Source organism: Pseudomonas sp. PA-1-6B (genome assembly GCF_021609545.1).
GTDB classification, from domain to species: Bacteria; Pseudomonadota; Gammaproteobacteria; order Pseudomonadales; family Pseudomonadaceae; genus Aquipseudomonas; species Aquipseudomonas fluorescens_BV.
In genome coordinates this window covers 1-15,077 of the sequence record NZ_WJZM01000019.1, presented here as the reverse complement: position 1 = coordinate 15,077, position 15,077 = coordinate 1, and the positions used below count along the sequence as shown (strand labels likewise).

Genomic DNA, 15,077 nt, shown 5'->3' with positions numbered 1-15,077 from the left:
TTACCCTCGGTTCTTGCGTGTCCCGGCCCGGTTCAGCGCCGCATGAGTCAGGTCTCGCAGCCACTGGTTGTGACGGTACCCCAGCTCGTTCAGTGTGGCATCGTACTGGGCGGCACTCATGGGGTTGCCGGACAACACGCTGTCTTCGTCCAACTCCAGGGCCTGCGCAAGGTCGCGCAGTTTTAGTCGCAGCGCTTGCCGATCGGTTTGCGGCAGGTCCTGCGCCTGAGCGTATTGCGCTTGCAGCGCCTGTAATTCATCGAGCTGCTGGTACTTCAGGTCGAAGGTGTTGTCATTGTTCCATTTGGCGGTGGGGTTCTGCTGCTCAAGGTAACGTTCCCAACCTTTGTCCAAAAGCATCTGATTCACCAGCCCATCACCTTCTTCCAACCGGGCTACCGCGGCGGCCACCTTTTCGATCTGCGCCGGGGTTACGTCAGCGAGTGTGCGGTAAGTCATATGGGTGGACAGCCACGGTAGATCCAGCCGGTCTGCCAGCGTACTGCGATAGGCCAGATGAATACCGGCCTCGTCGACTTCCCCATGCTCGCCGTCGATGACCTGCGACCATAGCCGTTGTCCCAGCCCGCCCTGATCCTTGGGTTTGAGGCGGTGGGCGATGTCTTCGCCAATGGCTTTGCCCATGTAAGCATCGCGCGCGGCGCCACGGGCCAGCACCGCCAGGCGGGCCTCAAGTTCCTCGGGTGATGTGCTGGTCCTATGGGCTTCGCTGGCGAGCACTTCGACGCCCAGTTTCTGAAAAATAAGCGCGCCGGCGTCGGGGCATAATCCGGGGTAGCGGGTGTCCTTGAATACGCGTTCGCGCAGGTCGCTGTCGGCTTCGACCGCCCGCAGCAGGCGCCATACCCGCCGGCTCAGCTCAGGGTGATTGCTCTGGTAGGCCAGGCGATCTTCGTCAGCTTGAAACTCATCCGGCTCCTCCAGGGATTTGATCACTTCAAACAGGCCCTGGGAGCCGGGTTCCTTTTCAACTTCATCCCACAGTTGTCGATAGCGCTCGCGCTTTTCTGGCTTGAGGTAGGTCAGCCAGGGTTCGCTCTCGCCTTTAGGGGCATAGGCGCGTAGCGGGTCCAACCCCACCGATTCGCGATATTCGGCGAGCAGGTCCTGAAAATCCGATGTGAGCCGGTGCTGGTCCAGCCGCGTGCGGGCGATGAGGTCGGCGTCATCCGAGCCAGGAGTGACGTGGGGCAACTGGGTGATCGCATTCTCGCTCACGTCCAGCTGGAATCCGCGCGCACGGGACTGGCCCACCAGCCCGGCAGGCCACTCCTTGATTTGTGTATTGCGCAGGTTCAGCCAGGTCAAGGCCGGCATTTGGCTGATATCCGGTGCGCGCCCCAGCGGGTTACCGGCCATTTCAAGCTGTTTGAGGCGCTTGAGCCGTCCAAGTGTTGCTATGGCCGCATCGTCCAGTACCAGGGCATTGCCTTCCAGATGCAAGCGTCGCAAGCGTTTGAGCTTGCCGAGGTTCGCCGGCAACTGGGTGAGCTGGTTATGACTCAAGTCCAGGTCGCGCAGATGCGGGAAGTTGTCGAGAAAGGCGGCGTGGCGATCCAAAAATTCGCAACCGCGCAAGTCCAGGTCACTGATGTGGTTAAGGGGCACATTAAGGGTGGGCAGTTCGTCGGGCATGGCGGTGTTGAACAAATCGAGAGCGATACCACCCCGATGTTCGAAGCTTTCGTCCAAGTGAACCGTCAGGCCATTGCTCCAGCCGTCGTAGAGGCGGCTGGCGACTATCCCACGGCGTTTGCGTACTTCCGGTTCCAGCAGGGTGGTTTCCCAGCGTGTCGGGCCTTTGATGTAGGCATCGAGCTGTTGGAACAGTTGCTGCTTTTGCGACTCCATCTGCGCCAGTGTCTGCTCGCCTTCGGCTGTACCCAGCGTGATCGATAAGCGTCGAACGGCTTCGCTGCTCATGGCGGGCAGCAACTGCTTGATGCGCTCTTCAATGGTTTTGGGCTGCATATCGTAGCTGTCCGTGTGAGACATCTTGCAGGATGCGCCGCCGCCCAGGAGTACTTCGGTCTCAGGGTCAGGCCGCATCCGCACCGGCGATTCGGCCAAGGCCAGGCGTCGCTCGGCCGGTGCCTGATTGTGTTCGATTACCCATTGGCGCAGTTGCTCACCTTCGCCAACCGCGTAGGGCGGCGTGCGTTGCGGGTCTTGCGTCAGGGTCCCGAGCAGGCACTCGTACAGCGTGGTGGCAGGGTTCAACGGCTTGGCATCGGCGTCGAACACTGCATAGTTTCCGTCTGCGTTGCGCACCAGGGTGTGGGTCTGGAGCGCGTCGGCTTCGCCCACACTGCAGCGCAAAGGACCGGTGGGGCTGTTGTCCCGTATGTCGATTTTCAGCCCGCTGAAGACGTCGCTGTGCAGACGTAAGGTGTTCAGCACCAACCGCTCGCTTTGCGCCGAGGGTTGCCGGGGCGGGTAAAGCCCTTCGACGGCACGGCAGGCCTGGCTGTCGAAGTCAAACTCCCGAGCCAGACTTCTGAGGCGCAGGGGCAGGCGCTGTTCCTCTGTCATCACCCTGGTTTCTTCAGGCCAGGCCTGCTTGAGCAACGCGTTGGCATTGCTCAGCGCCAGCTCGGGAAAGCTCTGGCGTAACAGGGCTACATGCGGGTCGCTGCTGACTTGGCCTAGCTGGTAGTAACTTTTGGCCAGGTGCCCACCAAAGCCGTCGACGTAGTCCGCCAGTTTATTGCGCAACGCCTGGGCCTGTTCGGCCTGCGGCAGGGTTTCGCCCAGCAGCGTATTGACCTGCTGCTCGTCGAGAAAACCCAGCACGCGCTCCGGCAGTTTGGCAGCCATTACGTCGGCCAGGCTGATACGCAGGGTGTCGGCGGGTGCTGCGGCGCCATCGCCGTATTTACGCGACTCGCCGCTCAGGTCGCTGTTGTAAAACACCTCCAGCGCTTTGCTTGACGGCCAGCCGGGCAGGTCGGTGACGGCCTGTTCGAACCAGTAGGAATAGGGTTCGAGTGTCTGGCCTGTGCGTATCTTGTCGGCCGATTCTTCGGCAAACCGTCCGGCGCGAAAGCGTTCGAGGCTGTCGGCCAGCAGTGGCGGGGTCGGTTGGTTGCGCACGTACATGTGGCGTAGATGATCGGGCTCGCTGCCACTGGTGACACGGACCTGTTCGAGCTGCTCGGCAGTGAGCGAACGGGCCGCGGGGCTGATGCGGCGCATCAGCGTGTGATCATTCCAACTGCGCGGTTGTTCACCTTCATGCACCCAGGCACCGGTGCCGTTGACGTGCACTTTGGGTTGATAAGCATCTGGCCGGCTGGGGTGCACGATGCGATGGAGGGGCAGATGGGGGTCAGGTTTGACATGCAGGTGTTCGCCCCCATGGGCCAGCCAGTGTTTCTGTGAGTGCTGATACAAGCCCTGTGCGTCGGCGGTGATGTCTTGGGGCAGGCTGATGTTCTGCTGATAGGGCGAAAGGTCGGGGTTCCACAAGCGATGTTCACCGCCCGCCAGTGTCACCGGGTGCAGGCCCTCGACGAAGGGCGACAGCTTGAGGGTGATGGCCTGGCCGATGTTGCCGGCCCCCGCCCAAATGCCTGCTTGCACTAGCGCCTCCACCACATCCATGGCATGCCCGATGGCCTCCAGCCCTTGGCCTTGCGCCCAGTCAACGATCCCTTCGAAGACATCGCTGGCCACCTGGTAGGCGGTGTAGGCGAGCATCAACTCTCCCAGGAACGGCACGAACGGGGTGACCACCAGCAACGCGGCATTGAAGATATCCGAAAGGATCTTGCCCAGGTTGTCCCACCAGGCCCAGCGTGCCATCAGGTCGGCGTAGGCGGTGCTGATGGCCAGCTCACGGCTGTCGTTGACGACTTTATTGACCTTGACCCGGTACAGGTAATGCCACAGCGTATCGGGTTCGGAATGGCCGGTGGGCGGGCGGTTGTGATGGTCGTCGAAGATGTTTTGCACGCTGAAGTGTAACTGCGGCGTGTCGACCGCGATGGTTCGCCAAGTGGGTCCGCTGTCGGTGCGATTCTTTTGATGCCATTGCACCTTGAACAGACGATTTTGCAGCTCGGCAAAAAAATGCCCACGTTGTTTATGGTCGATGAATTGACTGAAAAACTGCCGGTAAGAGGGTTGAGCGGTTGCCTCGCCGGTTGAGGTGCTGTCGCGCAGCTGGCGTGTCAGTTCGTTCATGAGTTCGATCGGCGAAGCGTACTCCTTCAACGGGTGCTCGGGGTCTTCGGGCACGTAGGCGATCAGGCGTTCGATGTGCTTGTCGTGGCCTTGTGGCGCGGCAATCAGCACAATACCGCTGAGGCGGGCATTGAGCAGGCTCAGGTTGTAATACGCCACCGCGATGCCATCCAGCGTCGGCTTGGGCTTGCCCTCAACGATATCCAGAATCAGGCGTCGGGCATCCGCTTGGAGGTGCTGTTGCGACCAGGCGATGCAGGCGGCGTTCTTCAGTGAAGCCTTGTCGCAGGCAATAACCTTGAGCCGTAACTTATCGGCCTGTACCTGATTGTCGAAACCCAGGATTTTCAATAAGCGCGTCTGATACTGCCGGCCGATATCGAGGGTGCGACACAGGCTTTTGAAACCTTGCGCGGTCAGGGGCTGGCCACTGCTGCTGGAGGTGAACGTCAGGATGTTCTGCTGCCCGAGGGCGTCGGCTTTGGCCAGGAATGCATAGTCGGCGAACTGCTCGTTGGCGCTAAAGTTATGCAGTGCGGCATCCAGTAACGACACGGTGCGGCTGGTCACGCCTTTGTTTGCCTCGATGACCCACCAGCTGTTTTTGGCGGGCGCATAAAGCCGGATAAACGTATTTTTTACATCAATGTTGCCGTATTCACGCAGGGCATTTTTTAGTAGGGGCTCGGCGAATGCGTACACGTCCTTCAGGTATTTGAAATGGTCATCCAGATCATTCCTGGCGATCCATTGCTTGGCCAGGGCGTCCTTGGACACCGTGTCTGCAAGAGGAGCGGTCGACTTGAGCCGGGTATAGACGAAAGGGCTGGCGGCCTGCAATGCGCGTACGCGGGTGAGTGTGCTGGTGCTGAGCCATTCGGGAACTGAACGCTGGATCAAATCAAAATGCATACCCTTTTCTGCGTGGCTGGCAGCGTGCGGGTAGGGGGGCTCGAATAACATGGTTGGGTTGCCTGTAAGTCAGATGACCTGACCTACCCTAATCACGCCCATGAAAGGCCAGGCATACATAACCACTACATCGCACTTTGCGTTGCACGCTTATTTACCGGTGCTGCTCACGCAGGCGTTCTGCTCGTTGCCTTGCAGGTATGGCATCAACAGGGGCGCCATGCCTTTGAGCACCTGCACCGGCAGCGCCGAGGTGAAGGTGAAACCCTGCGCTGAACTGCCGGGCACGAAGGCGGTGAGCGTGCCGAAGTGGCGCTCGCCGATATAAAACACAAAGGTGGCGGTGCGGTTGATCGCTTTGGAGCTGAGAATGCGCCCGCCGGCACCGATGGCTTGGATACGGTTATCGCCAGTGCCGGTCTTGCCGCCCATGGCCAACGGTGTGCCGTCGGCGTGTTTGAAACTGCCGGCGACGCGTTTGGCGGTGCCGGCATCGACCACCTGGGAGAGCGCGCCGCGCAGGGCCGTCGCCACCTCGGAAGGCATTACTCGGCGGGCGCGGTCGGGGGCGTTGATCAGGCGGGTGTCATAGGGCGTACCGGCGGCAAAGTGCAGGCTGTCGATGCGCAGCACCGGAATGCGTACGCCGTCATTGAGGATGATGCCCATCAACTCGGCCAGCGCTGCCGGGCGGTCGCCGGAGCTGCCGATGGCGGTCGCCAACGATGGCACCAGATGATCAAACGGATAGCCCACCGCCTTCCAGCGCTGATGAATCTCCAGAAACGCTTCGATCTCCAGCATGGTGCGGATACGCCCGTCGCGGGCGCTCTGATGGCGGCTTTTGAATAACCAGCTGTAAACCTCCTGGCGCTCGAACTGACTGGCTTTGACGATCTCGCTGAACGTCGCGTCCGGATGGTTGAGCAGGTAGCCCATCAGCCACAGGTCCAGCGGGTGCACCTTGGCGATATAGCCCTGGTCAGGCAAGTCATAGGCGCCTGGGCCGTAGCTGTCGTACAGCGTGTCGAGGCGTTTGTCGGTGAGTGTCTGCTGGCCTTTGGTTCCCGCCAGGCGCGCACGCAGGAAGCTGTTGAAACTCTCGCGGCTGGCGTCGGGCAGCAGGTATCGGTGCACGGCCGCCAGGCGGATCGGTGTGGGGTGCAGACTGTCGAGGAAGGTTTCCAGGCGCGCCTGGGTGTCTTTTTTCTGGTACTTCTTCCAGAACTTTAGCAAGAAGGCGGTGCCTTCGCGGTCGGCGAATTGCGCCAGGTATTCCTGGCGGCGGGGCTCGCTGTCGTCCTTGAGCAACTGCGCGCTGTTGTTGGCGCTGGTGTAGGTGACGTAGCGCACCAGGTCGCGCATCAGGCGGATGAACGGCAGGTTGATCGACTCGCGCAGGGCATCGCGCAGGCTCGGGTTGCGGCCGTTGTCCTGGTTGCGAAAGTTATGGAAGCGGTGCAGGCCGCCACCGGTGAAAAAGCGCTCGCCGGGGCTGGCCGAATAGGTGCGGTCCAAGGCCGCTTCGAGCATGTCTGTCAGGGATTTGCCGGGATTTTGCAGCAGGTAGTCCACGGCCCAACGGCTGAGGCGGTCCTGCTCGGCGACCTCGACTTTTTTCAACGCTGCTGGCGCCAATGCGCCGTAGCGCTCATGTAGCTCGGCGATGATTTGCAGGTAGGTGGTCAGCACGCGCAACTTGGCGGTAGAACCCAATTCAAGCTTGCTGCCCTCGTTGATGTCGAACGGCTGGTCGGTGTTGTCGGTCTGCACCCGCACGCGCGCGCTGTCGGCGGTGCGCTCGAACAAGGTAAAGCTGTAGCGCACCTGCGGCGTGCTGGCGGGGGTGAGCAAGCGCTCGCCCAGCAGCCCGATCTCTTTGGCATAGGCCGGGTCGGCCAGTTGCTTGAGGTAGGCGGTAATCTGCTCCTGCAGTTGGCCTTGCAAGGTGCTGGTGGCGGACAGGTCCAGGCGGTCGAGGTCGTACAGCGGGCGATCGAGCAGCGCGGCCAGGCGGCTGCGGGCCACGCTGATGCCTTTGTTGGCCTCGATCTTCTGGGTGGTCGGTTGTTGCTGCCAGTCGCGGTAGGTGACCTGGCTGGCCAGCGCTGCCTTCAATAATCCCGGCGAGATCACGCCCTGTTGCGCCAGCAGTCGCAGGTGACTGTCGGTCAACTGCGCCAGCTCATCGCGGCCCTTGGTCAGGTAGTGGGACGGGCGGCGCTGGGCGATCATCAGCGACAACACTTGGCGCAACGCCAGGCCACGGGCCGCCAGGCTGGGCGCGGTGTTCGTGGTGTCGGCCAGGGCGCGGTTGACCTGGTTGAAGTCGGCGCCGTACCACACCCGCAGGCCTTCGGCCATGCCGTGCACTTCGCCGTGGCCGGGCACTGCCGAAAGCGGCACGCTGTTGAGGTAGTCGCGCACCACGTTCCGCCGAGCGACGAGGGTGTCGGGACCGTGCTGATAGGCGCGCACACTGGCCGAGAGCATCTGGCGCAGTTTTTCGCTGCCCGACAGGGTCAGGCCGTCCGGCGAATGGCGGTACTTTTCCAACTGCGTGGCCAGGGTGCTGCCGCCCGCCGTTTGCCCCGGCAGGTGCAACTGGCGCGCAACCTGTGACCACGCGGCCTTGGCAAAGCGCGGCCAGTCCACCGCCGGGTTGGCCTGGGCCGGCTGCGGGTCGAGCAGCTCACGGTTTTCGATAAACAGCAGGCTATGCACCATCAACGCTGGCACGTCGCTGAACTGCGCATACAACTGTGTCGGGTAGTTGAACTGATACAACGGCGCGGCGCGGCAATCGGTGATGCTCAGCCCGGCCTGGTTTTTTTCTGCGTAGGGGATAAACAGGCCGTGGCGGCTGTAGTTCATCAGCGCCGCGGAGAAGCGTGCCTGGGACTCGATCACGTAATTACGCTTGAGAAGGCGCGGCAGGAAGTCGCCCAGGGCGCTGTAGCCCAGGCGCTGATCGAAGGGCCCGGCGCCGGGGTACAGGATCGCATCGCTGGCTCCGGGTTCGACGCGGTAGGTCAACTGCGCGGCCCATTGGCTGAGGGTGCGAGCTTGCCAGCGAGCGCTGTGCATCTCGCGCAACACGGCAAAACCCAGGGCGAGCAGCACCAGCAGCAGGATCAGCCAGAACAGCCGGCGCCATGGCCGGGGCGGTCTGAATTTTTTCGGCAATGGGGCGGGTGACGGGCTGTCGGCTTCAGCCTGGTGCGAGTCGGTTTGCCACAGTGCGCCCATAGTCGATTGATCCATTCATACAGATTGATCGGACTTGTCTGAAGCGTAGACGCGAATTGCCTTGCCTACGAAGTTTGTCGACGGGGCAGCACACAGCGCGTCATGGCAGGCGTTAATTGTCTAGGCCAGCGGGTCGCTCGGCGGCGGTTAGCGTTTGATTTTAACTGCCCTCAGAGTATCAACATGACCGCTTCCACCCCTCCAGCCGACTCACAGCACCTCATCACGAGCGAGCAAATCGAAACGTTGTTTCGCGAGCCGCCGTCATTGCTGGCGGTAGCGCAAGAAAGCGCCCAGGCCTACCTTGACCAGCATTTTGCTGAACACAAATGGCAGGCCGGTCTGATTTATATCGCTGCGCCCGCCGACACTGACGGTAGCCTCGTTTACCAGGCCTTGTCCGAGTGGTTGCTGCAACGCCTGGCCCTCGCCGGCCCGGTGTTGTTGGTGGCGGACTATCACGTGGTCGCCCAACGGGTGCGCGAGGTGTTTGTGGAAGGTGGCCCGAGCCTGGTTGAACTGGAACGGCTGATCAACCGTTGCGGCGCGCTGCTGTGGAGGACCTATGTGCAACGCCTGCAAGCCTGGTGGTCTGAAGAGCTGCCGGTGAACATGACGCGCTGGGGCTACCTGTCGGATGACCTGCTGACACTGCTATATGGCTCACCCAAGCCGCCGGGATACAGCGAGGAGCAATTCGCCACACTGTTCCCCAAAACCCTGCTGCATCCGATTCGCCCGGATAACGAGTGGAGCGCCCACGGCGATGCATTGCGTGTGCAGGCGGTTTACCTGGCGGGGCCGCCCGTCGAGATGCTGCCGGTGCTGGTCCTTATTCACGGGCAACAGCGTTTGCTGTTCAGTCCGGCCAGTGGCCTGCACCCGCTGCGCGACGAGGACGAAATCGCTGCGTGGTTGCCGGCTTTTGCTGAGGGCGCGCGCGTAGAGCAATGGTTTGCCAAGGACGTTGACAGCGATCCGTTCGACGCCCTGGCCGCGAGCTACCTGGCACGTCAACTGCGCGATATCGACCGGATTGACCGCAGCCTGGCACTTGCACCGGGGCAGCATCAGGCGTTGCTCGACTACATCACCGATCCGCGACGCTGGTTCGTCGCCAGCCTGGGCGCACGTCAGCAAGCGCTGCGCAGCGCCATGCCGCTGTGGCTGGCCCACGCCGACGAGCAAGACAGCATCGTCTATGCGCGCCTGCTCCAGGCCCTGGTGCTGGCCCGCGAGCAAAATGGCGGAAAACAGTATCTCGACGGTATCGACCCGATCCGTCAGTTTGCCGATGACGCGCTCAAAACTTGCCTGCACGCTCAACCCGCGGCGCGCAAAGTGCTGCCTGCCGATGTCCAGTTGACCTTTAAACGCGTGATTGCCGCCGCAGTGCCGGTGCCGGGAGGTTTCATAGCGGGCGAAGTCGACCTGATCACCGTAAGCCTGACCGAACTGGCGCTGGAAAACCTGGCCGGGTTCCCTCACACCGTCACCAGCATCACGTTGAACGACGCCCCGGCGCCCGGTTGGTTGACTTACGACCTGCTGAGCGGGTGTGTGCAAACGGCTGACGTCGGCCAGGCTTACCCGGCTTTGTTGAAAAGAAAGCTGTTGGATGATCCAACCGAAAACGCTCGGCGCTTGCAGTTGTTCAAGCGCCAATTACGCGTGCAGTTGCCGATGCTGGCGTTGGAACTGAAGATCAAGGACGAGCACGGCCTGACGCTGGATGGCTTCAGGCGCGTGCAGGCTGCGCTGCAATCGCGTCTGGGCGATCGTACGGTACAGGGCCAGGCAATGGCGCTGTGGCCGCTGGCGTTCAAGGCTTCGGCGGCTGCTGACGCCGATGAGGTCACCGCGCACTTCATCATTGGCCCAAGGGCCGGGCAGGCGGGCGCGCACCTGCTGTACCGGCCATTGCTCGAACCGATGTTGCAGGAGTACGCGTCGATCCAAGCGTTGTTCGAGGCCATCAAGGCGCCAGGCCCATTACAGGACAGCGTGTTGACCTGGATCGCTCCGGCACGCCAGGCGGTCTACGCCAACGGCGGCTTTAATGAACCGCATATCCGTCGCTTTTTGCCTGGCGATGAGTTCGGCGTGTATGACAAACCGCCGGCGGCGCAACTGCACAAACAGTTGGGCACGCAAGGCCCCTGCACCCTGGTGTTCAACGGCACGGCAAAGGCTCTGGTTGCCCTGGCTGACCGGCAATCGGTATCGAACGCCGAACAACGCTGGGCCCATATGAAACAGGTGGGTTGGCTGTTGTTTGCCAGTGTCCTGCCGTTGACCAGCGGGCCGTTGCAATTGGGCGGATGGCTGGTGCAATTGGTCGACAGCCTGCAGCAGGATATTCAGGACCTGGCCAGCGACGATGAACAGGTCAGGAACAAAGCCGTTACGGATGTACTGAGCAACCTGATGGCAATTCTTGCGCACCAGGCCACGCCCCACGCCCCCCATCAGGCGTTGCAACTGGAGCACCCCGTCTTTGCGCCGTTGGCACACGCCGAGCCCGCCGCGTCGGTGCCCGTTCGTGTCCCCGTGCCTGCAATGTTCCACACCCCGATCCGTTGGAGTAATGCGCGTAAAGACCTGACCACCGCGCAGAATGCTCGGGCACGCCGCCTGAGCCTCAGGGTTTTCTCCGGAGAATGGAGCAAGGCCGAGCAAAGCGGTCCGCGCCAGGGTTTGGTCTATGACACTTCCTTTTCACCACCGCAATGGCATGCCTTGGTACGCGGGCACGTGTACCGGGTGGTGGACGAGGCCAATGCGGTGCGGGTCGTCAGCGCCGATGGCCGCGAGAAAGGTCCCTGGTTGAAATCCGTGGGTGACGGGTATTGGGATTTTGATGCGCGATTGCACTTGCCAGGGGGCAATGCAGATTCCGCGCTCGAAGCCGAGCTGCAGGCACTTGAAGTGTCCGAGCCGAGCCTTGAACAGCAATATCGTGATGCTGGGCGCGCACGTGACAGGGCCGGTGCAGCCATGATCTTGGCGCGTAAGCTGGCGCGTGAATCAAAGGGCAAGGTTACCCAGGCACAGTTGGCGCAACTTGAGGAACGCTACCGCAAGGAAATGCAGAATAAGGTGACGTCCTCGCAACAAGAGCTGCAATTGCTGATGCGTTTGCGTGCGATCAAGCCACGGCCTCGGTATGAAGAAGAGCTTTGTGAAGTGCTGGAATCGCTGATTCTGGGCCTGCAATTACTGGATGCCGACACGCGTGAGCAGATGCTTCAGATCAATGCGCGCATCCGCCCTCTGCTCGATGTCCTGCAAGATGAGAGTGAGGACGAAGCCGGCTCCGATCTTAATCGCCAGGCCCATGCTGACCTGGACCGCAACATGCGTGAGCAAGTGGCAGCCGAGGAGGCGGCGATTCGCTGGCGAACGCTGGAAAAAACCTATATTGACCAACTCAAGGCGGTGCCGCGCTTTGGGCGCAACAAGGCCCGCGAGCTGCAAAATGACTTGGCTGCACGGCCTTCGATCCTGGATTTGCAAGCGTTGCAAGTGACCACACTGTGGGGCATCACCATTGATATCGAAGGCCCACCGCTGGAGGCGGAGTTTTTTGACAGCTTGAACCAGGTGATCAATCGTGCCCGCTGGGCCAGCCGCTCCCTGGCGGACCTGGAGCATCTTTCCATCGCGCGGGAAGAACGTGTAGAAGTGCTCAAAAGCCTGGGGCGCATCTATGCGCTCACCGACGACCATATTCAGTTCTGGCGCGCCATGGCGCCGGACACCTTTGACTTGGCCAATCTGCAAAAACTCCAGACGTTGCTGTCTGGCCTGCACCGCCAGGTTGAGGAGCAACTGGCTGACCTGCTGGACACCGCCCCTGGTGTGGTATCGGTCAAGGCAGACGCGGCAGGCTCGCGGCAAAAAAAGATCATCCGCACGCGCAACCGCGATGTGTATGTGGCCCGGGTCAAAGGCCCGACCGGCACCGCAGAGTTGGTGGACGACAAGGGCAGTGTGATCGCCACCTTCACCGAGGCCGACGACGGCGTATGGGAAGCGGTAGAACCGCCGGCCAAACCCCGTACGGCCAACCCGCAACTGGGAGCGCTGGTGAACAAGGGCCTGCGGCTGTTGGCAGGCGTCGACAACGCGATTGCGAAGGTGCAAGGCATGTCTGACAGGTGTGAGCCCGAATCCCTGCAAGCCCTGTTGGCGGCGCAAGCCAACAGTCGGCGCATGGTGGCGGCGGATATCGACAGAAAATTACGCAGCCTGGACGTCTCACGGCTGGCCGCCACCCAGCAGGCCAACGCCAGGGTGCGGGCCAGCGACTTGCGGGCCGCGGCGACGCGCCTGGAGGCGGCGGGTGTTGAGGCCCGCGTCCGGGCCAGCAAACTCAAGCTGACGCGGGCCGAAGATGTCGATTTCCTGCACGCGCTCAATGAGGTGCGCATTCAGCGACAAGGTGCCCGCGTGCGCCTCAAGGGCAAAACCGTGGATTTTCTGCAAGTCTATGTTGTGCAGGATGCGCAAACGGCGCAGCCGCTGTGTTACGCGCACTTTCACTATGGAACCCGCCTGGGCCCGGACGATCACTACACCGCCGCCCACATCAAAAGCCCCGAGCAGCAGCGCCTGGGGCGCCAGGCCCAGGCCGAAGCTGAAGCCCAGGCGTTCGCCCGAATACGCAGCGGCCAGACCGGGCGCGTGCAGCAAACCCTGGACATCGACCGTGCGAGCATTTCCCGGCTGCTGGCCAGACGTTTGTTTTTCAGTGTGGACTGAACGGCACGCCGGTTCCCACATTTGAACGGCCTCGGGGTGCAGAACCGCGCCTTCATGTGCTTGCCCCCAGGTGTCCCGATCCTGACCGGTTATGCAATACTCTGCGCCGTTTTGCGCCGGGAAGGCCGATCTAGACGCTTGGTGCTTGCACCGCCCAAGCGGTTTTTCTCGGGGCTTATCGCCAAATTTCCCTGTTTATTGAGTGAAAAGACCTGACGTTAGCTTTTTATACTGCACGCCCGCTGACCTGTGCGCGTGAGTCGCACCAGGCGGATTTGCCCATGAGGCGAGTCCGGCCCTGCCGGTGTATCAGCCCATCCGCGGATACGCCCAGGCTCGGTGGCTAAATCCAATAACAAAATGAGGTTGTATTCCTATGCCTGTCGGCAAACCACTGCCCCCTGGCGAGACCGCTCAAGGCGGCCCGCTCAAACGCGAACTCGGCGAACGGCATATCCGCCTGATGGCGCTCGGCGCGTGTATCGGTGTGGGGCTGTTCCTGGGGTCGGCCAAGGCCATCGAAATGGCCGGCCCGGCGATCATGCTCTCCTACATCATTGGCGGTCTGGCGATCCTGGTGATCATGCGCGCCCTCGGAGAGATGGCCGTGCACAACCCGGTGGCCGGTTCGTTCAGCCGCTATGCGCAGGATTACCTCGGTCCATTGGCAGGCTTTCTCACCGGTTGGAACTACTGGTTCCTGTGGCTGGTGACCTGCGTCGCAGAAATTACCGCGGTGGCGGTGTACATGGGGGTCTGGTTCCCCGACACGCCACGCTGGATCTGGGCACTGGCGGCGCTGATCAGCATGGGCACCATCAACCTGATCGCGGTCAAGGCGTTCGGTGAGTTCGAGTTCTGGTTCGCGCTGATCAAGATCGTCACCATCATTGCCATGGTGATCGGCGGCGTCGGTATCATCGCCTTCGGTTTCGGCAATGACGGCGTGGCGTTGGGCATTTCCAACCTGTGGACCCATGGCGGCTTCATGCCCAATGGTGTGCAGGGCGTGTTGATGTCCCTGCAAATGGTGATGTTCGCCTACCTGGGCGTCGAGATGATCGGCCTTACCGCCGGTGAAGCGCGTAACCCGCAGAAGACCATTCCCAGCGCCATCGGCTCGGTGTTCTGGCGCATCCTGCTGTTCTACGTGGGCGCGCTGTTCGTGATCCTGTCGATCTACCCGTGGAATGAAATCGGCACCCAGGGCAGCCCGTTCGTGATGACCTTCGAACGTCTGGGCATCAAGACCGCCGCGGGCATCATCAACTTCGTGGTGATCACCGCCGCGCTGTCGTCCTGCAACGGCGGCATCTTCAGCACCGGGCGTATGCTCTACAGCCTGGCGCAGAACGGCCAGGCGCCGGCGACGTTCGGCACGACATCGAGCAATGGCGTGCCGCGTAAAGCGCTGCTGCTGTCGATCTTTGCCTTACTGCTGGGCGTGTTGCTCAACTACCTGGTGCCGGACCAGGTGTTCGTATGGGTGACCTCCATCGCCACCTTCGGCGCGATCTGGACCTGGCTGATGATCCTGCTGGCCCAGCTCAAATTCCGCAAAGGCTTGAGCCCGGCGGAGCAGGCGGCCCTCAAGTACCGCATGTGGCTGTACCCGGTCAGCTCCTACCTGGCTCTGGCGTTCCTGGTGCTGGTGGTGGGCCTGATGGCGTACTTCCCGGAGACCCGTGTGGCGCTGTATGTCGGGCCTGCGTTCCTGGTGCTGTTGACCATGTTGTACTACGTATTCAAGTTGCAGCCCGCCGTCGCCAATAGCAGCGCGACCCGCTCCGTTTAAATGTGCGGGCTTGCCTGCGATAGCCATAGGTATCTACATAACTCTGTTAGCTCAACGGTAACCACGATGCGAAGCGAGCCGCTCTTGATCTGCTTTTGATCTTAGGCGCCCCGTTAAACCACGCTGGCCGGAATTCGACAGGGATTTGGGG

At 61.6% G+C, this 15,077-nt stretch carries 4 protein-coding genes; 2 read left to right on the top strand and 2 right to left on the bottom strand.

The window, feature by feature from the left end; all coding sequences use genetic code 11:
• Positions 1–5,118, bottom strand: a complete 5,118-nt coding sequence (locus tag GIV35_RS11495; RefSeq protein WP_236304341.1) for a dermonecrotic toxin domain-containing protein — start codon at positions 5,116–5,118, stop codon at positions 1–3.
• Positions 5,119–5,268: 150 nt separating this feature from the next.
• The gene (locus GIV35_RS11490; protein ID WP_236265519.1) at positions 5,269–8,367 is read right to left on the bottom strand and encodes a transglycosylase domain-containing protein; all 3,099 of its coding nucleotides are present in this window, start codon (positions 8,365–8,367) and stop codon (positions 5,269–5,271) included.
• 183 nt (positions 8,368–8,550) lie between these two features.
• On the opposite strand from GIV35_RS11490, the gene GIV35_RS11485 reads away from it, so the two are divergent.
• Both GIV35_RS11485 and GIV35_RS11480 read left to right on the top strand, forming a co-directional pair.
• The gene (locus tag GIV35_RS11485; protein ID WP_236265518.1) at positions 8,551–13,131 is read left to right on the top strand and encodes a hypothetical protein; all 4,581 of its coding nucleotides are present in this window, start codon (positions 8,551–8,553) and stop codon (positions 13,129–13,131) included.
• Positions 13,132–13,507: 376 nt separating this feature from the next.
• Positions 13,508–14,926 carry an amino acid permease gene (locus tag GIV35_RS11480; protein WP_236265517.1) on the top strand — a complete coding sequence of 473 codons (1,419 nt, stop codon included), beginning with the start codon at positions 13,508–13,510 and terminating at the stop codon, positions 14,924–14,926.
• The last annotated feature ends 151 nt before the right edge of the window (positions 14,927–15,077 follow it).